This is a genomic window from Nostoc sp. (assembly GCF_036917615.1).
Classification (GTDB): Bacteria; Cyanobacteriota; Cyanobacteriia; order Cyanobacteriales; family Nostocaceae; genus Nostoc.
The window spans coordinates 64,401-85,058 of the sequence record NZ_JBALCZ010000011.1; the positions used below are offsets into that span (position 1 = coordinate 64,401).

Sequence of the window (20,658 nt, forward strand, 5' to 3'; positions counted from 1 at the left end):
CAACTTAACTGTAAGATGGCTGTAATTGTATTGATTAAATGGCTCTCAATAACAAACAACGTCAGATATTAGAGTTAATTTTTACAAATTCTATACCATCTAATATTCTTTGGAAAGATATTGAAAGTTTATTCATAGCTCTAGGCGCTGATATTACTCAAGGTAAAGATTCGCGGGTTCGAGTGAAATTAAATGATGTGAAAGCTGTTTTTCACGAACCGCATCCTCAAAATGAGACAGATAAAGGAGCAGTTAAATCTGTTAAATAATTTTTGATTAAGGCAGGAATTCAATATGATGAATTATAAGGGATATACAGCTAGTGTAGAAGTAGATGTAGAAGCGGGAATACTTTTTGGTCAAGTCCTAGATATTAATGACGTGATTACCTTTAAGGCAAAAACTGTAGATGAAGCGCGTCAAGAATTCCAAATTTCTATTGATGATTATCTGGCTTTTTGTGAAGAACTGGGAGAGGAGCCTGATAAACCATTCTCTGGTAAACTTCCATTCCGCACAACTCCAGAACACCACCGCAAAATATTTAATGTTGGGTTACCCTTCAAGATCTTGCTACGTTGCTCAACCCAACCTACATTGGAGTTATTTTTTAGGCTTAACCGAGCAATATTGGATATGAGGTGCGATCGCAACTGTTGACGAATTAAGCTTGACAAGTCTTCAATTAAGCGTATTTGCTCTTCAGGAGTTAGGCTTTTAGCTTGCTGTAGTACTTCTTGATCCAGCAGATTGCAACGCCGGTGAGGTACAGATGATTTTAAGGGCACAGCAGTGCTGTGCCCCTACCTGTGTACTTCATTTACCTGAATCTGCTGTAATTAGACATAAAAGCTAATCTGCTAATTCATCGGATATACAAGTCATTCTAATTCGGTTCGGATCAATACGGTTCAGTTAAGGATTTTTGGTACTGATTTGAGAGCTGTAGAGACGCGAAATTTCGCGTCTCTATCAAGGATTTTGGGCTTAACTGAACGGTATTGCGGTTCGGATAAGACTCGTTCTCCCCAACCCACGCCACTTGACCAAATAATTACTAATTCGTAATTCGTAATTCGTAATTATTTGGTCATTCGGATCTCAAGCCTGCATTTCAGCCTACAGTAAATAATCGTTGCCAAGTTAATTTTTTTGTAGTCTCATCCCAATGCCAGCGTAATAAATTAGCAGGTTGACTCTTGGCAATTCTTAGTAAACCAATCGCTTGTCTAGGCGCATTAGTAGCTAAAGCGATCGCACTTTCTACGTCACAAATTTCCCATTTCACCAAATTTTGCACTCCCACCAACAAGGGTAAAGTCGTCCCCGACAAAGTGCCATCCGCCAGTTGTGCCGTACCGTTTTTAACTTCAATTTGCCGATTATCCCAAGGATACACGCCATCGGGTAGCCCCAAAGGTGCAAGAGCATCGCTGACAAGAAACAGCCCTTTTTCTTGATAGCTAGCGCGAAGTAAAATTTCCAGCATCGTGGGCGAAACGTGTTTACCATCAGCAATAAAACTACACATCACATCAGGATGAATAATTGCTGCCCCTAACAATCCTGGTTCGCGGTGATGTAACGCTGGCATGGTGTTGAAAGCATGGGTTACCATCGTTGCACCCTGCTCAAAAGCACGTTGCGCTTGGGCAGCTGTTGCTTGAGAATGCCCTAAACTGACAGTAATCCCCAGAGAACGCAAATATGGAATTACTTCATCAGTGAAATCTAACTCCGGTGCTAAGGTGATCACTTTTACAACATGAGCATAATTACCCAAAACCCGCTTTACCTGATCAATTGTTAAGGGTAACAGGTACTCTGCTGGGTGTGCGCCGCGCTTTTGGAAATTCAAAAATGGGCCTTCTAGATGTACTCCTAGAATCTTGGCACCTGATTGTTGACTGGGGAGAACCTCAGCAATAATCGCAAGCGATCGCTGAATATTTTCTACCGAAGTTGTTACAAGTGTCGGTAAAAATCCATCTACCCCGGCATCCCACAAAAATTGTGAGATTTTCCCCAGCAAGTGAGCATTAAGAGCCGTCAATTCGGGAAATGCCAAACCCAACGCACCGTTAATTTGCAAATCAACGCCGCCTAAAGAAATCCAGTCACCTGCTACATCTAGTAGAGGCGCACGGCTGTGTACTCCTGCTGTACCCATTGGCAAGATTTGCTCAATTATGCCCTCTTGATTAACCAAGAGCATCTGCAAATCTTTGTACCCTGGTACTCTAGCATTGATAATATCTACAGGATTTTGTGTTGCTTGGATCATCACACTGGCTAGGGAATAATTAAACCTGACCCGATTTTAGATGGAACAATCGGCAATTAATCCAAAATCCAAAATCCAAAATCCAAAATTCTATGACTCCCCTAGTCGGTATTATCATGGGCAGCGATTCTGATTTGCCCACTATGAAAGACGCGATCGCAGTTTGTGAAGAATTTGGCGTTGAGAAGGAAGTGGCGATCGTTTCTGCTCATCGTACCCCCGAACGCATGGTGCAATATGCTCAACTTGCACACCAACGCGGTATTAAGGTGATTATTGCTGGTGCGGGTGGTGCTGCCCATCTGCCTGGAATGGTAGCGTCTTTTACTCCACTTCCTGTGATCGGTGTTCCTATACCCACCCGTAATTTACAAGGTGTGGATTCTTTGTATTCTATTTTACAAATGCCTGCGGGTATTCCTGTGGCAACAGTAGCGATCGGTAATGCCAAAAATGCCGGACTTTTAGCAGTACAAATCCTCGCAACTGGGCAACCAGAATTGCTAGAAAGAGTGCAACAATATCGCCAAGCCCTATCTGAATCAGTAATTGCAAAGCAAGTAAAACTAGAACAACTAGGCTATGAGCAATATTTACAGCAGATGTTTTAATAAATGTTAATAGCAGAGGAGAAGACCAGGGGGCAGGGGGAGAATAACTAATGACAAATGACAAATGACTAATGACAAATGACTAATGACTAACCAAACTCTTCGCGTAATTGCCCGTATTATTGCTTTGCCTAACAAAGTAGAAGAACTAAAAGCTGTACTGTTGGAACTCATTGAGCCAACCCGTCAGGAAGCAGGTGTGATCAAGTATGAACTTTTGCAAAACCAGTCCGACCCGACAGACTTTACTTTTATAGAGGAGTGGACTTCTGAGCAAGCCCTGAATACTCATCTAAATTCACCCCATTTCCAAGTGGGAGCAGCCAAACTCGAAGCTTTAGTGACTACTGCACCAGATGTCCGCCGATACCATCTTTTAGCATAGTCATATATTGCTAACTTGAAGTAGATTCTTTATTGTTGGGGATCATTGGGAATATCTCAGCCTTAAATTTTGGGATTGAAGCGATCGCTCCAGAATCAATGCAGCATTCTGAAGTATCTTGATCCTGAAGCTTTAGTCAAAAATTGAGCGCGACAACATCCATGTACGAATTGATTGTAAACTACTAAATTTTAAGTAAACGTGAGACAATTATAGCCAAAAAGCATTACTGGGAGTAATGCTTTTTTTAACTTATCAGTCTTTTTTAGGATCGAGTTTATTTTTTTGACAGTAACACGTATTAGTTAGGCAATAGTTATTAAATGGTTAGATGTTAAGTGGCAGATAGAAAGTCTTCTAATAGCGCCTCAATGGTCAATGAGAGAAAAATGTTTTATACTGCTTAAGGGAACTAAAAACTTCTCATAACATTTGCAATATCGAATTTTTCGAATGCCTAAAAATGTCAGGTTAATGTAAGGCCAAATACGTTTTTAATTTTCAAAAAGCTCTAAAATAGTACGTTAATGGGATGAATAATTTTATTGACGGCTGAAACTAGTCTTCTAGCCTTATTATGTGCCAATTGCTCGGAATGAACTGCAATGTTCCAACGGATATTTGCTTTTCTTTTGAAGGGTTTTCTGCACGGGGAGGAAAAACGGATGATCATAGCGATGGTTGGGGCATTGCTTTCTTTGAAGGAAAGGGATGTCGGATGTTTTTAGATGCCCAACCTTCTATTATTTCTCCAGTAGCGGAGTTGGTGCGGAGTTATCCCATCCACTCAACCCATGTCATAGCCCATATCCGCAAAGCCACTCAGGGTGAAGTTGCCCTACATAACTGCCATCCTTTCCGCAGAGAATTGTGGGGTCAGTATTGGGTGTTTGCCCACAACGGTAATTTGCCAGATTTTGAGCCGGAAAATTTAGGTTTTTATCAAGCTGTAGGTGACACCGATAGTGAAAAAGCATTCTGCATGATGCTAGAAACATTGCGACAGCACTTTCCTGAGGGTAAGCCTGACATAAAAGAACTATACCCTGTGTTGAAAGAAATTAGTGATGTGATTGCCAAAATAGGTATATTTAATTACTTATTATCTGATGGAAAACACTTATTTGCTTATTGCTCAACCAAACTCAGCTACATTGTCCGCCAAGCGCCCTTTGCAGCTGCCCATTTAATTGACCAAGACATGACCGTAGATTTTCGGGAAGTGACTACAGAACGCGATCGCGTTGCTGTCATTGCTACCACACCCCTGACTGACAACGAAGTTTGGACACCAATCCAACCGGGACAATTACTAGTTTTTCAAGATGGATTACCTCTGAAATATGCATTTAGTTAAGAATAAATAATTGCTCAATTTTTCCCATTTAGAAACTTTCTAGATGGGTTTTGTTTTTCATGCTTTTCATATATTATTAGCATTTTAAGCGCAGCCGTTTTTACTGATACAAGAAGAATTGTTTTTTGGACAAATACAAGTTTTACCTACTTCGGCTGTAGAATTAGCTAACACTTCTTTGTAGATACAAAGTAAATTTTCTAGATGCTCTCCGCTTAATTGGTTAAAGGGTACAGGAAATTCTTCTATAAGGTATGATATCTCCATCCTTGACATTAAAGCTTAGAGCGCAAGTACCAATCGTAACATCTGCATGAAGATAGACTTTCTGAAGTTCACAACCTAGATATTTAGTAATACGAAGTGCGACCTCATAAGTGCCTAATTCACCAAAACCTTTTACTTTACAGCTAACAGAATCAACAAATTGGTAAATACTGTGAAAGTTTTCAAAACTACTAATATAGTGACCATCAAAATATTCTAAGGCAATCTTAGCCGCTAAAGCTAGACAATAGCGACCAACACGGCATTGATGTCTATGAACTTTTCCCTGCTCGTCTTTGCTAAGAAAAGCTTTTTCGACAGCATCTCTTAAATTGTCAGCTTTTTTATACCAAGAATATTCCTTCTCTGCACAGGGATAAACATTATCACGATAGTAGTTATATATGTCAGTATAGGATTTCATTTCTGAAAACTCATCACTTAAGTTTTAATGTAATGCTCTCAAGCATATTCATCAATTTTACTAGGGTTTCTCTAGCTGCTGATTTTTAGCCAACCAAACACCTGAGCAACAGTTAACTCCAAATCTATCCCCGATAACACTGGTAAACGCTAATCACCCTGCAAACGGCCTACTGATAGCTTCGCCCAGGTTGGAAACTGGAGTATCCATCGACACGAGGGTTAAATAGTTGAAAGTAAAAGCATTGTAATTGCTCACAAAACTGGTAGAATCACCATATTCTTGATAAAGAATATGAGGTTTTTTAGTGTTTACAACTAGATAGATGGAATCATCCAGTATGATAAACACTATATAACTGTATTCCCATCAATTATTTGTAGATTTAGTGGAGGAAATAGAATGAGTTTGTGGCAACGCCCACTGAAAAGGTTACAAGCGATCGCTGAACATAGAACATATCGGTTCAGACTAAATTCGCTCAAAAGCTTTGTATCGCTCTTTTTAGTAGGTACTTTATTGAGTATGGCGCTTGCCGCCTGCTCCGGTGGAACTGGGAGTAATTCTTCCTCTGAAGCCCCTACTGCTAGCCCTGTGGCTGCAAGCAAGGATAATGTTGAATTAACTCTTGTATCGTTTGCAGTTACCAAAGCAGCTCACGAAGCGATCATTCCTAAGTTTGTAGAACAGTGGAAGAAAGATCATAACCAAACTGTTACCTTCAAGCAAAGCTATGGCGGTTCTGGTTCCCAAACTCGCGCCGTTATCGATGGTTTGGAAGCAGATGTTGTTCACTTGGCACTAGCTGGAGACACCACAAAGATTGAGAAGGCTGGATTGATTCAGCCAGGATGGGAGAAAGAAGTTCCCAACAATGGTATTGTTTCCAAATCTGTTGTAGCAATAGTCACTCGTTCCGGCAATCCTAAAGGCATCAAGAACTGGCAAGATTTAGCCAAAGACGGTGTGAAATTGATTACTCCTAACCCCAAAACTTCTGGCGGTGCTAAGTGGAATTTCTTAGCACTATGGGATTCTGTAATTAAAACAGGTGGCGATGAGGCTAAAGCTACTGAATTTGTGACTAAAGTTTACAAAAATGTGCCAATCTTGGCTAGAGATTCGCGGGACGCTACTGATAAATTTGCCAAGCAAGGGCAGGGGGATGTCTTAATCAACTACGAAAACGAAGTTATTTTGGCACAGCAAAAGGGCGAGAAGGTTGATTATGTCGTTCCCGATGTGAATATATCCATCGACAATCCGATCGCTGTGGTAGATAAAAATGTGGATAAGCACAGAACCCGCGAAGTTGCTGAAGGTTTTGTGAAATACCTCTATAGCCCAGAAGCACAGCAAGAGTTTGTTAAATTGGGATTCCGTCCTGTGGATGAGACTTTAGCTCAAACCAAGGAAGTCACAGACAAATTTCCCAAGCTGAAAACTCTGGGTACAGTTGCAGATTTAGGCGGTTGGGGAGCGATCGATCAGAAGTTCTTCGCAGATGGCGGTGTGTTTGATAAGATTCAAGCCCAAGCTAAACGGTAATTAGTCATTAATCAATGGTCGGTGGTCAGTAGAAAAAACAACTGACCACTGACAAAAAACTTTTTTTGAAATTAAAATTTTGAATTTTTGACTATGACGACTGTATCTCCTTCTGTGGAAGTTGAACGCAAAACGCCATTTTGGAAGAGATTGGGGCGGGTTCCTTGGACTTGGCGAATCACCATTGCATACCTGACGGTGATGCTGTTTATTCCCATAATTGCCATGTTCCTGAAAGCAAGTACGGAAACTCCGGCGAAATTTTGGGCGATCGCAACCAGTGAGATTGCATTAGCTACATATAATGTCACTTTTGTTACAGCAATATTTGCTGCCTTACTAAATGGCATTTTTGGGACTCTAATCGCTTGGGTTCTGGTTCGTTACGACTTTCCCTTCAAACGCTTGATTGATGCCACAGTGGATTTACCCTTTGCACTACCAACTGCGGTAGCAGGGCTAACCCTGGCAACAGTTTACAGCGATAATGGCTGGATAGGTTCACTACTAGCACCACTAGGAATTAAGGTGGCTTTTACCCGCACGGGAGTAGCGGTGGCTATGATATTTATCTCACTACCTTTTATCGTCAGAACTGTGCAACCCGTGCTTCAGGAAATGGAACATGAAATTGAAGAAGCCGCCTGGTGTCTGGGGGCTTCTCAATGGCAGACTTTCTGGAAGGTGATTTTGCCACCTTTATTTCCGACAATTTTAACTGGTGTTGCCTTGGGTTTCTCCCGTGCAGTTGGGGAATATGGGTCAACTGTGATTATCTCTTCCAATACCCCATTTCAAGATTTGATTGCACCTGTGCTAATTTTCCAGCGGTTAGAGCAGTATGACTATTCTGGTGCAACAGTAATTGGCATAGTTTTACTATCAATTTCATTGGTACTGTTATTGGCTATTAATTTCTTACAAGCATGGGCAAGGCGATATGACAGTAGATAAGCCAAGTTTTCACTCATCTTCTGGGTCTGATACAGAAATAGCCAAGCCTAAAGAGCAGAAGAGTTGGGTACCAATAGTTTTAATTGGGATAGCGATCGCCTATTTAGCCTTAGTTCAATACATTCCTGCAATTAACGTTTTTATCCAAGCCTTTAGCAAAGGATTTGGGCCGTTTATGTCCAACCTAACGCGACCAGCTTTTCTCCATGCAGCTTGGCTGACACTGTTGCTAGCTTTGATTTCTCTGCCTATAAATACAGTATTTGGGCTATGTGCAGCCTGGGCGATCGCTCGTCATAAATTTCCTGGACGCGCCGTAGTTTTGAGCATTATTGACTTGCCCTTTTCGATTTCGCCCGTAGTCGCAGGATTGATGATTGTGCTACTTTACGGACGCAATGGGTGGTTTGGCCCTTGGCTCCAGGCTCATGATATCAAGATAATCTTTGCCTTTCCAGGTATGGTGCTGGCTACAGCCTTTGTGAGTATGCCCTTTGTGGCGCGAGAAGTAATTCCTGTTTTAGAGGAATTTGGTAAGGAGCAAGAAGAAGCTGCCAGAACTCTAGGTGCGAAAGATTGGCAGATATTTTGGCGCATCACCTTACCTAGTATCCGCTGGGGCTTACTCTACGGTTTAATTTTGACCAATGCCAGAGCAATGGGTGAATTCGGGGCGGTTTCGGTGGTATCTGGCAACATTGCCGACCAAACCCAGAGTTTACCATTGTTTGTAGAAGATGCTTACAAACAGTACGAAACCGAAGCTGCTTTCTCTGCGGCTGTACTGTTAGCGTTGTTAGCAGTAGTAACCTTAGTTCTGAAGGAGATTCTGGAACGGAAAACCCGGATTAAAGATGTTGAATAGAAAAATCAAGCGGTTAGAACAGTTATCCTTTAAATAAGATACAAGCAAATCAGGGGACATGGTACGATTTACCTAGTACCGATCAGGAAATTACCATTAAAGTTAAGGGTAGTTCTGTACCAATCCCGATCAGGGATTGAAATAATTCAAATATGGCTAGTGACAATACACTTACCAATAAACGGATTCGACTAAGAATTCCTAAGGATTATCACCAGGAACCTGTCATTTCTCGCCTGGTGTCTGACTATGGATTGACTGTGAATATCACCGCAGCAATTTTGGGAGCCAATGCTGTCGGTGATGGTTGGTTTGATCTTGAACTACAAGGAACAGATGCACAAATTCAGAGCGGGTTAACCTATCTTCACGACTTGGAGTTGCAAGTCTGGGATGACACTCAAGCGAGTGATTGGTAAGGGTTAACCTCTCTCTAAATCTCTCTCCTAAAAGGAGAGAGACTTTGAATTTTCCCCCTTCCCGCGTCGGGAAGGGGGTTAGGTTTTTCTTTAATAAACGATAGAAATTAGTTTTTCAAAATCTTGGTAATCAAAATTTTGTTGTTTTTGGGAATATTTACCACATAGATCATAGTAAACTTTATTTCCTTGTATATTGAAGAAATATCCTTCTATTTCGGATTGCTGTTGTTTTAGTTTAAAAACTACTTTGTTAGTTGTATATTTACCATATTTCCTAATCAGATAAGCAAAACTATCAAAATTTCCATTTTGAGCTTTTTCAAATTCTAATAAATCATCATTATTATCATTGCTTTGTAAAATTAATGTCTGTATGTCTCTAATACTTTTGAGACGATTAGTTTCAAATTGATCATCTTTTCTAGTAAAGGCGATAATTTCATGATAATTATACAAAATTCCCATATCGCAACTAGATTTTTTTAGATACCTTTGAATCTGATTATAATGATTTTTTAAATTTACGTCTTCTCGTTTTACTTCCACAATTATTAAAGGAGATTGATGTGGCTTAAAGTTATCATTTTTTTGCTTTTTGGATATTTCTACATCATGACTATTCACCTCAACTTCGATATTAATGATATCTGGAAATAACTGAGTTTCTTTAATAAAAAAATGAATAAATATTTGTCTAACCAACTCCTCTGGTCTTCCATTAATTGGAATTTGTATTTCCCTAATCAAACATTTTGTATATTCTTGATAATCTTTTGAATATTTGATGATTTTTGTGGATATTTCTTGTTTTAAATTAGTCATATATCTTCTGATAGCAATTAATGGTGGATAAAATAGTTTTAAGGACACAATTATATTGCGCCCTAAACTATGTATTAAATATGCAATTGATAAATTGTCTATTTTTCCCCAAAAAAGCCTAGCATTTTGATAACTAATTTCTCCCAATGATATTCAGCTTTGCTTTTTAAGAATGTATTTAAGTTTTTCTCTTCCAGTTCTCGCTGAAATATCAAACATACATTATCGACAAATGTTTCTCTCTTCTTCCTCTCCTTACCTTTTTCATCAAATAGAGCCTTCCAAAAAGCCGAATCTTCGTTTCGAGGTAATAGTTTTATCGTGATTTCTTCTTCAACTTCTTTGCCTACTTCGTATATAAAATCGTCATATAATACGTAAAATTTTTTAACTAATTCAGGGAACAATATTTTTAAAGATTCATTCGCAGATGTAAGCTCATTGAGGATATTTTCTAATTCCTGTTTTACTTCTTTGGTAAATTTTTTCAGCATTTTATCTTCATCTGTTCCCCCAGCAACAACTCTCGCATCGTAATAAATATCTATATCTCTTGGCTGATAGTAACCGAAATTTCTATGGATAGCGTGTTTCGTGTTCCATGCTGGATACTCATCGCGATAGTATTTATTAACATATTCATCAATAAAATCTTCATAAACAAAACCAGGCACTCTTTTACTTAAATCCCGTAAACTCTTTATCTTCTGAATGGCATTTTGAATTGCCTTGATTTCTGATTCCTTTAAAGCATCACTATTTTTGATTTTCGCCGAGCTTTCTTTGATAGCCTTGATTTCATCTAATAAAATATTTCGCCTACGTTCTATTACACCCGCTATAGCTTCGATAAATTCATTTTTATCTTTCTGTACATCTTCTTCATCGTAGTTTTCATTTAGCTTAACTATATCATCACGATAGTATCTCAAAGAATCATAGAACAAGATATTTTTTTGGAAAAAATCTAAATTCAACTTTTTGAATGTAGCTTGAACTTCGTCTTGTCTGATTCTAATTCCTAAATCTCTATCTTCATCAGAGCCATGAACTTTTTCAGGCTCATTTTTGCGAGGTAATACCAAAGTTACAAATCTATGATGAAAGTCTTTGGATTTAGATGTAAGATGATAAATGATTAATTTCCTAATATTAGCTTCAGGAGCATCACTAAAGGGAGTTACAAAGAGACAGATGGTATCCTGACTGTCAATATATTTCTGTAAGTCTTTACGAATTGGGTTCTCATCAAGTCCTTTGGTATCAACAACAGAATCGAACTGAGACAAGTTAGAACCAGATAAAATATCATCGCTCAGATAAAGATATATTTTCCTTGGAATAGCAAATTCCTTTAACTGGACATTATTGATGGCAGCAAAGGTATTTTTTATCCATTCTTGCTCATTATTCTGGTTGTCAAACTCAATTTTAGTAGTATTTCTAGCTTCGAGATTTGCATTATTCAATGCAGTTTTTTTCAGAAAATCTACTCCTGACTCATTAAGTAACTCCTTCGCTTGATCAGTTATTAAAATGTTCTTCTTGTCACCATCATCGACTGTTTTAGAAGTTATTTTAAGTTCTGTAATATTCCTAATAACTCTCTCAATTTCTTGAGAAATGATTATTTTCTCCTCTGACTGCGTATTATCTCTATTAGCAAGAGAATCGCAGAAATCAAAAATAAGATTTTCCATTTCATCAACTGTATAACGCTCTATCTCTATGTAAGTTTTTTCAGATGCCTTAATAATTACTTCACATATAGTAGTTCTGCCCGCTCCGGTTGATAGTAACTCTTTCGTTTCGGTTACATTTTTAGTTTTGCCATTAATTGTCTTGGAAACCTTGAAGTCGCTAATTAGGTTAAAAAGATGACATATGGCTGTAGTTTTTCCTTTACCAATAGTACCTATAAAAACAATTTTATATTTATCTATACTAAGAATTCTCTCGATTTCTTCTAATCTTTCTAGCTTTGAATTCAGGTTGTTGATGCCTGAAGCACCTGCTAGTTTTTTGATTTCACGTCTTAAATTTTGCTTCAATGATGTAATTTCTTCTTGCGGCTGTGTCGTCAACATACTGTTTTTCCTGTTTCGATGCTACTTACTTGATACTTGCAGTATGCCCACTATGAAAGAAAATCTAACAAAATTCTGACAACACCACTTAACCTGACTTCGGGAACTCTTTAATCACTTGGTAATGAGTAAAACGATGTCTAAGACGGGCTGTGACGCTCGTGACGATGACTCGCTAACGCCTTTGGCGTCTCAGAGGCTAGCGCCAAGGGAAAAGACTCGCTAACACTTTGCTATCAACGTCGCCCTCCACTTTTGATTCCAAGATAATGAGGATATCAGCGAACGGACAGATGTAAGAGATTCTCAATTGGTTTGGCGTCAAAGTACTCCAGATAAATTGAGCCTAATTTACGTGAATTTATTTATTGTTTATTTGTGGTCTTTGTGGAAATCTCCTTTACATAAGAAAAATTGCATTAAACCGATAGAGTTACTGTAGTTTAATAAGAGCCAAAAAGATGAAAATCTCTATGAAGCTGATATTCAATCAGGCACAGTTGAGGCTGGCTTAGTAGATATATCGATGTATTTGCCACTCATAAAGCTAAGTCTGGCTATGTTTGGGCAAAGATTGTTTCAAAGTCCCATTAGCTTTTATAGATTTAGTGGATTAAAAATAAATATTATTAATAGTTTTACACCTTTAAGATAATTTTCAATTAACTTAAATAAAAAGGTATCTGAAATCACAGTAATAAAACCAAAAAGCTATTATCTGTCAACTCCCCTTGTAAATAAATTCTGATAACTATTTGCAATTGCTTAGTCATATCCTGTAATCTGTATTCTCAAGTAGCTGATTAGATATCTCAATAGCTAGCAGCTATTTGCTGATTTATTGAGAGTTAATGGCAGCCGGGGAGTAAGTGTAGGGGTGGTAAATGGTGTTAAAGCAAATATTGAAAGTTCTGCTGGTTACAAGCTCTATTTTGTTCTGCGTTCCAATAAGTGCAATTGCTCAAGAAGTCAACAAACGAGCAGAAAGTAAGTATGTTACATCGGTGCTACGCGATTCTAGGGTGATTGGAAAGATTCTAAGACTCAACGAAGTAGAACTTCCCAATACCAGCGCTCAAATGCTTGTACAGTCAACAACAACACCGAATATGCCAACTACTGAAGTTACGCAAGTGACAGGAGTTAAGGCAAATCCCACCGACAAAGGTCTGGAGGTGATTTTACAGACATCAAGAGGGCAACAGTTGCAACTAGTAAATAACAGTGTTGGTAGCAATTTTATCACTGACATTCCCAATGCTCAACTGCGCCTAGCATCGGGCGAAGCATTCACATTCCGCTCAGAAAAGCCAATAGCGGGTGTTACACAGATAACGGTAACAAATCTTGATGCCAATACTATTCGGGTGACAGTGACAGGTGAGGTGGGTGTACCAACTGTTGAGCTATTTGATAGTCCAGACGAGGGTGTGATTTTCTCTGTTGCGAGTACTGCACCTTCTATGCCATCACAGCAGCAACCCCAAACACCACAACAGCCAACGAACCAGACACAACCAAATCAACCATCAGCTTCGGGTGATCAGCCAATTGAATTGGTGGTAACGGGTGAGCAAGATGGATATCGCGTACCTGATGCGTCAACCGCGACTAAAACTGATACGCCTCTGCGCGATATTCCCCAATCGATTCAGGTGATTCCACGACAAATAATTGATGATCAAAAAACAATTAGATTGCGGGATATTCTGCAAAATGTCAGTGGGGTAACACCAGGTGCAGGCTATCAAAACTCCTTTGACAGAGTGAGAATTCGGGGATTTACGCAAGAAATAACTTTTCGAGATGGAATTCGTGACAACTTTGCGTCCACAGATTTTGCAAATGTGGAACGGGTTGAGGTACTCAAGGGGCCAGCATCTGTGCTATTTGGAGAAACTGAACCAGGTGGAATTGTCAATATTGTGACGAAGCAACCTCTAAGTGACCCCTACTACAATGTCGATCTGAGTGCTGGAAATTATGCTTTCTATCGTTCAGCTTTGGATTTATCAGGACCTCTGAATGTAGACAAAACCCTGCTCTATCGCCTCAATATTGCCTACGAGAATGCTGGTAGTTTCAGAGATTTTATTAATTCCCAGAAGATATTTGTTGCACCAGTCATCGCTTGGAAGCTTAGTGAAAATACGGATTTAAAGCTATTTTTTGAATATAATGACAGAAATTATAAACCCGATCGCGGAGTAATAGCAATTGGCGATCGCCCTGGGTCAGTTCCGATTAGTCGATTTTTTGGTGAACCCTCTATTAACGAAGGCACTGCTACAAACTACAAGTTTGGGTACAATCTTGAACACCGCTTCAGTCGGGATTGGCAATTGCGTCAGACCTTATCTACCAACATATTCAAGAGTGATGAAATCCGCGTTCAGGTGGACGAACTGCAAGCAGATGGACGCACAGCGACTAGAGACATCGCTAATTTTGGTGGAACCACCCAAGAGGACTACAGACTCCAGACAGATGTTATTGGTAACTTCAAAACAGGAACAATTACCCACAAGCTGTTGTTTGGCGTAGATCTGAACCGTTACACCAATGTTTCCAATGGCTTTACAAACGGGCCTTTTGCATCTATCGATGTTTTCAATCCTGTCTACTTTGTTCCGATTACCCGTCCCACGACTCCTTACATAGTTCAAAATTTTACAGATACATTAGGCTTTTATCTGCAAGACCAGGTAACTATAGCTGAGAACCTCAAGCTACTCTTGGGCGGTCGTTTTGATACGGTCAGTATTTTACAGAAGGACTTGGTAGCCCAAAGTGCAACGAACGACAATAATTCCGCCTTCACACCGCGTGTTGGTATTGTCTATCAACCCATCCCTCCTATTTCTCTGTATGCAAGCTATGCGGAATCCTTCGTACCACAGTATGGACGCTCTAGGGACAATTCACCTTTTACTCCCGAACGCAGTAAACAGTACGAAGTAGGCGTTAAAGGAGAGCTGCTTGACGGCAAAATCTCAGCAACATTGGCAGCTTACCACCTCACAAAATCTAACGTTTTAACTAGTGATCCCACTGATTCCAATTACTCCATTCAGGTGGGGGAACAGACCAGCAAAGGGATTGAACTTGATATCGTCGGACAATTAACACCAGGTTGGAATGTGATTGCTAGCTATGGTTATATAGATGCCAGAGTCACGCGCGATAATGACTTACCTGTAGGCAATCGTTTGCAAAACGTGGCAGAAAATACTGCCAGTTTCTGGACAACTTATGAACTTCAACAAGGTAATTTCAAAGGATTGGGCTTTGGTTTAGGTCTTTATTATGTAGGCGATCGCCCCGGAGAAATTGACAAATCCCTTATCCTGCCAAGTTATTTTCGCACAGATGCAGCGCTGTTTTACAAGCAAGATAACTGGAGGGTTGGTCTCAATTTCAAAAATCTTTTTGATATTAACTACTACCTGGAAACTCAGGGACGCGACGTTGTTTACCCAGGTGATCCATTTACGGTGATTGGCTCTGTTTCTTTTACATTCTAAGCTCAATAGGCATCTGCATCAAAGCTACGCACGATGTGAGGTTTTTGTCATCTTGAATAATAAGGTGTGTGGAGAGAAAATGAATAAGCAAATATGTAAATTCAGTTACAGACGAGAGTGGTTGTTGATACTTTTCACAATTTTGCTAGTTCAGCCTGCAAAAGCGCAAGATATTCCTAAATTTGATAATCGGTTCAATCTAGCGAAAACACTACCACAAGCCAAGCCACATCAAGCAACTGGGAAGATTAGGCAATTAAGTGAGCTAGAACCTGTTGTTACCAGCGCCAAAATGTTATTAGTGCAATCATCAACACCACCAAACACGGCACAAACAGAAATTGTACAAGTTACCTCGGTAAAGGCAAATCCCACATCTAAGGGTGTAGAGGTGATTTTACAGACATCTAAAGGCGAACAGTTGCAAGTCACAAATCGCAGTGCGGGTAATAATTTTATTGCTGATATTCCCAATGCTCAACTGCGCTTACCCAGTGGTGAGGCATTTACATTCCGCTCAGATAAACCGATAGCTGGAATTACTCAGATAACAGTTACTAACTTTGATGCTAATACTATTCGGGTGACTGTGACAGGTGAGACTATTGTGCCAGTCGTTGAATTGTTCGACAGTGCAGATGAGGGTATAATCTTCTCTGTTGCAACTGCTGCATCCTCTACGCAATCACAACAACCTCAAACGCAACCAACTCAGCTACCAAGTCAGCCAGAAACTCAGACACAGCCAAAACCATCAGCACAAGTTGATCAACCGATTGAATTAGTGGTGACAGTTGAACAAGATGGGTATCGAGTGCCAGATGCAACCACTGCTACTAAAACTGACACCCCACTGCGCGATATCCCACAATCTATTCAGGTAATTCCTCAACAGGTGATTAAGGATCAAGGAGTTACCCGAATTTCGGATGCATTACGCAATGTCAGTGGCATCGCCAAAGAGGGGGGCTATGGAGACAGTCAAGATGACTACCGCATTCGAGGTTTTGTAAGCTACGACAGTTTGAGGAACGGGTTCAGGATTCAATCTCCGATTATTAATCCCACCAGCCTGGAGCGGATCGAGGTACTCAAAGGACCAGCCTCGGTACTATATGGTCAATTTGAGCCGGGTGGGATTGTCAACTACGTGACCAAACAACCACTCGATTACCCCTACTACTCCGGTGAATTTACTGTTGGCAGTTACGACTACTATCGGCCCTCGATTGATGTTTCAGGCCCACTCACGACTGACAAAAAATTACTGTACCGCCTGAATGTTGCCTACGAAACTACTGGTGATTTTGTTGATTTTGTCAACTCTAAAATGTTCTCTATTGCCCCGGCGTTGACCTACAAATTCAGCGATGCCACCACATTAACCCTGGAATATCAGTATTTAAGTACAGATCGCGTTTATAACGATGGACTTCCGCCTAACCCAATTGTTTTTCAGCTTCCCATCAGTCGGTTTTTAGGAGAGCCGGATATCAACAGTTTTCGCCAGGAAGCAAACAACCTCAATGTGACATTTGATCATCGGTTTAGTGAGAACTTACAACTCCGCAGTGGATTTGCCGCCTACTTCTCTGATCAAACGGTGCGCTCAATACGACCAAGTGCAGATTTAGAGGTGGATGGCCGGACGATACCTCGTCGCTTTGTTCCTAGCGATCGCATAATCAACTCCGCCTACACCTTCCAAACCGATCTGATCGGTAAGTTTAATACAGGGTCGATCAAACATCAAGTACTCCTGGGTTTTGCTTGGGATCAGTACAACTATAAAGATCCTGCCTACTTTCAAACAGATGGCTCACCCATTGATATTTTTAATCCGGTGTATGGCTCTCCTCAACCAACCGATGTTCCGTATAGTTTCTACAAACAAGGTTTCGACGAGTTTGGCATTTACCTGCAAGACCAAATTACCTTACTCGCGAATCTCAAGTTACTACTAGGTGGCAGAGTGGATTTCATTCATAGCAGCAGCTTCAGCCAAAATTTCGATAGTGCAGGTATCGCAACCGACAATCCGACTGAAACGCGTTTTTATAACAATCCTTTTACTCCTCGTCTTGGCGTTGTCTATCAGCCGATTGAGCCGATTTCACTCTACTTTAGCTACGCCCAATCCTTCAAGCCAAACTCGTCACGCACAGTTGATGGCAGTGCTTTACCACCAGAGCGCGGCACTCAGTATGAAGTGGGAGTTAAAGCCGAACTGATTAAAGACAGGCTATCCGCCACCTTTGCCGCCTATGATATCACTAAGGAAAATGTCGCTACAACCGATCCCATTCCAGGGAACTCTGACTATTCCATTGCGGCTGGAGAAGTGAAAAGTCGCGGTTTAGAATTTGACGTTTCTGGGCAGATTCTACCAGGCTGGAATGTGATTGCTTCTGCTTTTATCAACGATGCTTTTGTAAGTAAAGATAATAGCCTGCCAGTGGGCGACTCCTTGGTAAATGCTCCCGGTAGTGGGGCTAGTCTGTGGACAACTTATGAAATTCAAACTGGTGATTGGAAAGGATTCGGTTTTGGTGGGGGAGTATTTTATACAGGCGATCGCGAAGCTGAACTCCCCAATACGATCAAAATCCCCTCCTATGTGCGTGCTGATGCCACCATTTTTTACAAACGGGATAACTGGAGGGTGGGGCTGAACTTTAAGAATCTTTTTGATACACAATATTACGATTCTCAGGGCTACTATCTGCGTCCTGGTGCGCCGTTGACTGTGCTGGGGACGTTTTCTGTGCAGTTTTGATCCAGCAAAGATGAGGGAACAAAAGAGTTTTCTACCTGAGGGGAAGACAAACCAATTCTTCCCCCAGTGCAAAGGGGGAATGAGCCGATAAAAATCAAACTAAAAAGTGGCGATTATGAACCGGAAAAAACTACGCGATATTGTTTTTTACCTGCACCAATATATCGGTCTTTTTGTTGGACTGGTGCTGGTTATCGTTGGCTTGACAGGCAGCTTGTTGGTGTTCGAGCAAGATTTTGACCACTTGATGATTACTCAACAGTATGGAATTATTACTCCCCAACAGGTGCAGTTATCCCCAGAGTTTGTGCTGAATACAATTGAGGCTAAATATGCCGCGCAAGGCGATATGCATCTTTTTCGGATTTATTTGCCAGATACTTCTTCTTCTCCCTACGTGGGGCAGTTGTCATCACCTGATGAGGAAAGGACAGAAGTTTTTATCAACCCTTATACAGGCGCAATTATGGGTGAGCGTATAACTTATAAAACTTTAATAGGTATGCTCCTTAAGCTGCACTACAGCCTAATGGCAGGCGATACCGGAACTATGTTTGTTGGCATTACTGCCTTTCTAATGTGTATGCTCACCATCACAGGTTTAATTCTCTGGCCCGGTTGGCGTAAGCTAATTGCAGGCTTCAAAATCAAGCTTGATGCTCATCCCAAGCGGGTGAACTTTGATATTCATAAGGTAGCTGGCATTATCGCTGTAGTTTTTTTATTCTTTACTGGCTTTACTGGCTTTTGCTGGAGCTTCAGCTTTCCTGAGCCGATTATTTACGCTGTTACATTCACCCCAAAACCATCCGAGCCAGTATCCAAGCCAATTCCTGGAAAATCAACCTTAGGGCTGACAGAACAACTCAAAATTGCCCATGCTGCCTTACCTGGTGCTGTTACTAAAAGCATTTATTTTCCTGATAAACCAGAAGATGCTCTACAAATTCGCATGAAGCTGCCGCAGGAAAATGTAGAGTATGGGAATAGTAATGTTTATCTCGATCAGTACAGTGGTAAGGTTTTAAGAGTTGATAATGCTTTAAAGATGCGGTTGGGCGATCGCGTCCTCAACTCTTTTGTACCCCTGCACTACGGCACATTTGGCGGTTTACCTACTCGCATTCTCTATGTGTTTGTTGGACTTGCACCACTGATTCTATTTATTACTGGCTCTGTGATGTGGTGGTATCGCTATCGGGCAAAAACTGTAGTTAGTGATGTCTGATGATAAGCCCGGAGTAACGCAATACAGTTCAGTTACTATGCAACCATTCAAATGATTCTCAATCGGTTTAGCGTCAAACTACTCCACATAAATTGAGTCTAATTTACGTTAATTTACTTATTGCTTATTTGTGGTCTTTGTGGAACTCTCCTTTACATCACAACTAAATTTATTAAATCGATAGAGTTACCGTAGTTTAATAAAAGCCAGAAAGATGAAAACCTCTATGAGGCTGACATTCAACCAGGCACAGTTAAGTTGTAGGGGCACGGCATCAGCAAGATTCTCTGCCGAACCCAAAAAATTGCGTAGGCGCAGCCGCAAACTCTTCTCTACGAAAGGCTGCACCAAGGAGACGCACTCGCGTTATCACTATTGGGAATTAATCTAATGTCTGAGAGTAAATCTGTAGAACCTGCTTCAGTCCACAGCCGAATTCTCGTGCCTCAGCGGTATCACAGGCAACCTGTAATTTCCCGACTGGTGTCTCGTTATGGTTTAACCGTCAATATTAAAGGTGCATCCCTAACATCAGATAGTGACAGCGATGGCTGGTTTGATTTGGAACTTTCAGGAAATCCCCAAAAACTGACAAATAGCCTATCTTACTTGCAAGGATTGGGAGTGAATTTGCTGCAACTAGCGATCGCTAACCAGATTCAACCCAACCAGCACTCTTTACCTTTCCCCAATCCAACTAGCAAGCTGAATCCCAAAGACTCTGCGTCGCTGACAAATCAATGGCAAGAACAATTCCAGCAATGGATTTCTCTAGGTCAAACCAATCGATTGCGCTTGCAACTGTGCGTCTTAAAAACCTATTACCAGGAACCGATGATTTCGGAGTTAGTTTCTGGTTATGGACTAACAGTCAATATCACTAGTGCTAGACTTCAACCCGATACCCAAGATGACGGCTGGTTTGACTTGGATTTGTGGGGGAGAACAAAGCAACTCTACTCTAGCCTGAGTTATTTAGAAAAACTGGGGCTACCGATTTGGCTGGATTTGTCTAGCGTTTATAGCGATCGCTAGTTAATAACCGTCAAACCAATTCTCAAACCAGATTATCACTGGTTCCTTCAGTCTATGAAAAAAGCCAAG

General features: G+C 40.6%; 17 protein-coding genes. 13 read left to right on the forward strand and 4 right to left on the reverse strand.

Annotated features, from left to right (window positions below; translation table 11 throughout):
* Positions 1-38: 38 nt before the first annotated feature.
* On the forward strand, positions 39-269 hold the full coding sequence (locus V7K85_RS01685; RefSeq protein WP_334810937.1) for a type II toxin-antitoxin system HicA family toxin: 231 nt from the start codon (positions 39-41) through the stop codon (positions 267-269).
* Positions 270-297: 28 nt separating this feature from the next.
* Entirely contained in the window at positions 298-660 is a 363-nt protein-coding gene (locus V7K85_RS01690; RefSeq protein ID WP_334811084.1) for a type II toxin-antitoxin system HicB family antitoxin, read from the forward strand.
* 454 nt (positions 661-1,114) lie between these two features.
* Here V7K85_RS01690 and nagA read toward each other — a convergent pair whose 3' ends face one another.
* A complete protein-coding gene (gene nagA / locus V7K85_RS01695) occupies positions 1,115-2,284 on the reverse strand; it encodes an N-acetylglucosamine-6-phosphate deacetylase (protein WP_334810938.1) in 1,170 nt (389 codons plus the stop codon).
* Positions 2,285-2,376: 92 nt separating this feature from the next.
* Here nagA and purE point away from each other — a divergent pair, with 92 nt between their 5' ends.
* The 3 genes from purE (at position 2,377) to V7K85_RS01710 (ending at position 4,637) form a co-directional block, all read left to right on the forward strand.
* Positions 2,377-2,895 carry a 5-(carboxyamino)imidazole ribonucleotide mutase gene (purE, locus tag V7K85_RS01700; protein ID WP_334810939.1) on the forward strand — a complete coding sequence of 173 codons (519 nt, stop codon included), beginning with the start codon at positions 2,377-2,379 and terminating at the stop codon, positions 2,893-2,895.
* 85 nt (positions 2,896-2,980) lie between these two features.
* The gene (locus V7K85_RS01705; RefSeq protein WP_334810940.1) at positions 2,981-3,280 is read left to right on the forward strand and encodes a putative quinol monooxygenase; all 300 of its coding nucleotides are present in this window, start codon (positions 2,981-2,983) and stop codon (positions 3,278-3,280) included.
* A gap of 577 nt (positions 3,281-3,857) precedes the next feature.
* Positions 3,858-4,637 carry a class II glutamine amidotransferase gene (locus V7K85_RS01710; RefSeq protein ID WP_334810941.1) on the forward strand — a complete coding sequence of 260 codons (780 nt, stop codon included), beginning with the start codon at positions 3,858-3,860 and terminating at the stop codon, positions 4,635-4,637.
* Between the two features lie 223 nt (positions 4,638-4,860).
* Here the strand turns inward: V7K85_RS01710 and V7K85_RS01715 are convergent, their stop codons facing one another.
* The gene (locus tag V7K85_RS01715) at positions 4,861-5,328 is read right to left on the reverse strand and encodes a hypothetical protein (protein ID WP_334810942.1); all 468 of its coding nucleotides are present in this window, start codon (positions 5,326-5,328) and stop codon (positions 4,861-4,863) included.
* A gap of 402 nt (positions 5,329-5,730) precedes the next feature.
* On the opposite strand from V7K85_RS01715, the gene V7K85_RS01720 reads away from it, so the two are divergent.
* The 4 genes from V7K85_RS01720 to V7K85_RS01735 all read left to right on the forward strand — a co-directional run bounded on the left by V7K85_RS01720 (position 5,731) and on the right by V7K85_RS01735 (position 9,114).
* Entirely contained in the window at positions 5,731-6,876 is a 1,146-nt protein-coding gene (locus V7K85_RS01720; protein ID WP_334810943.1) for a sulfate ABC transporter substrate-binding protein, read from the forward strand.
* Between the two features lie 93 nt (positions 6,877-6,969).
* Complete coding sequence (cysT, locus tag V7K85_RS01725; protein ID WP_334810945.1) at positions 6,970-7,830, forward strand: sulfate ABC transporter permease subunit CysT; 861 nt, start codon at positions 6,970-6,972, stop codon at positions 7,828-7,830.
* Complete coding sequence (cysW, locus tag V7K85_RS01730; protein WP_334810946.1) at positions 7,817-8,695, forward strand: sulfate ABC transporter permease subunit CysW; 879 nt, start codon at positions 7,817-7,819, stop codon at positions 8,693-8,695. The genes cysT and cysW overlap by 14 nt, the downstream gene beginning before the upstream one ends.
* A gap of 152 nt (positions 8,696-8,847) precedes the next feature.
* Positions 8,848-9,114 carry an NIL domain-containing protein gene (locus V7K85_RS01735; RefSeq protein ID WP_334723834.1) on the forward strand — a complete coding sequence of 89 codons (267 nt, stop codon included), beginning with the start codon at positions 8,848-8,850 and terminating at the stop codon, positions 9,112-9,114.
* Between the two features lie 90 nt (positions 9,115-9,204).
* Here the strand turns inward: V7K85_RS01735 and V7K85_RS01740 are convergent, their stop codons facing one another.
* Positions 9,205-10,086, reverse strand: a complete 882-nt coding sequence (locus tag V7K85_RS01740) for a type I restriction enzyme HsdR N-terminal domain-containing protein (protein WP_334810947.1) — start codon at positions 10,084-10,086, stop codon at positions 9,205-9,207.
* Positions 10,038-12,026, reverse strand: a complete 1,989-nt coding sequence (locus V7K85_RS01745; RefSeq protein ID WP_334810948.1) for a hypothetical protein — start codon at positions 12,024-12,026, stop codon at positions 10,038-10,040. The genes V7K85_RS01740 and V7K85_RS01745 overlap by 49 nt, the downstream gene beginning before the upstream one ends.
* An 884-nt stretch (positions 12,027-12,910) precedes the next feature.
* Between V7K85_RS01745 and V7K85_RS01750 the strand changes: the two genes are divergently transcribed.
* The 4 genes from V7K85_RS01750 (at position 12,911) to V7K85_RS01765 (ending at position 20,589) form a co-directional block, all read left to right on the forward strand.
* Complete coding sequence (locus V7K85_RS01750) at positions 12,911-15,550, forward strand: TonB-dependent siderophore receptor (RefSeq protein ID WP_334810949.1); 2,640 nt, start codon at positions 12,911-12,913, stop codon at positions 15,548-15,550.
* A gap of 79 nt (positions 15,551-15,629) precedes the next feature.
* On the forward strand, positions 15,630-18,326 hold the full coding sequence (locus V7K85_RS01755; protein ID WP_334810950.1) for a TonB-dependent siderophore receptor: 2,697 nt from the start codon (positions 15,630-15,632) through the stop codon (positions 18,324-18,326).
* Positions 18,327-18,441: 115 nt separating this feature from the next.
* Positions 18,442-19,554 (forward strand): PepSY-associated TM helix domain-containing protein, encoded by a 1,113-nt coding sequence (locus V7K85_RS01760; RefSeq protein ID WP_334810951.1) that lies wholly within the window; start codon positions 18,442-18,444, stop codon positions 19,552-19,554.
* Between the two features lie 390 nt (positions 19,555-19,944).
* Complete coding sequence (locus V7K85_RS01765; protein ID WP_334810952.1) at positions 19,945-20,589, forward strand: NIL domain-containing protein; 645 nt, start codon at positions 19,945-19,947, stop codon at positions 20,587-20,589.
* The last annotated feature ends 69 nt before the right edge of the window (positions 20,590-20,658 follow it).

Coding starts and splice junctions, on each gene's coding strand:
- nagA (WP_334810938.1), bottom strand. CDS start 2,284: ATGATCCAAGCAACACAAAATCCTGTAGATATTATCAATGCTAGAGTA.
- purE (WP_334810939.1), top strand. CDS start 2,377: ATGACTCCCCTAGTCGGTATTATCATGGGCAGCGATTCTGATTTGCCC.
- V7K85_RS01710 (WP_334810941.1), top strand. CDS start 3,858: ATGTGCCAATTGCTCGGAATGAACTGCAATGTTCCAACGGATATTTGC.
- V7K85_RS01750 (WP_334810949.1), top strand. CDS start 12,911: ATGGTGTTAAAGCAAATATTGAAAGTTCTGCTGGTTACAAGCTCTATT.
- V7K85_RS01715 (WP_334810942.1), bottom strand. CDS start 5,328: ATGAAATCCTATACTGACATATATAACTACTATCGTGATAATGTTTAT.
- cysW (WP_334810946.1), top strand. CDS start 7,817: ATGACAGTAGATAAGCCAAGTTTTCACTCATCTTCTGGGTCTGATACA.
- V7K85_RS01735 (WP_334723834.1), top strand. CDS start 8,848: ATGGCTAGTGACAATACACTTACCAATAAACGGATTCGACTAAGAATT.
- V7K85_RS01690 (WP_334811084.1), top strand. CDS start 298: ATGAATTATAAGGGATATACAGCTAGTGTAGAAGTAGATGTAGAAGCG.
- cysT (WP_334810945.1), top strand. CDS start 6,970: ATGACGACTGTATCTCCTTCTGTGGAAGTTGAACGCAAAACGCCATTT.
- V7K85_RS01755 (WP_334810950.1), top strand. CDS start 15,630: ATGAATAAGCAAATATGTAAATTCAGTTACAGACGAGAGTGGTTGTTG.
- V7K85_RS01765 (WP_334810952.1), top strand. CDS start 19,945: ATGTCTGAGAGTAAATCTGTAGAACCTGCTTCAGTCCACAGCCGAATT.
- V7K85_RS01685 (WP_334810937.1), top strand. CDS start 39: ATGGCTCTCAATAACAAACAACGTCAGATATTAGAGTTAATTTTTACA.
- V7K85_RS01745 (WP_334810948.1), bottom strand. CDS start 12,026: ATGTTGACGACACAGCCGCAAGAAGAAATTACATCATTGAAGCAAAAT.
- V7K85_RS01705 (WP_334810940.1), top strand. CDS start 2,981: ATGACTAACCAAACTCTTCGCGTAATTGCCCGTATTATTGCTTTGCCT.
- V7K85_RS01720 (WP_334810943.1), top strand. CDS start 5,731: ATGAGTTTGTGGCAACGCCCACTGAAAAGGTTACAAGCGATCGCTGAA.
- V7K85_RS01760 (WP_334810951.1), top strand. CDS start 18,442: ATGAACCGGAAAAAACTACGCGATATTGTTTTTTACCTGCACCAATAT.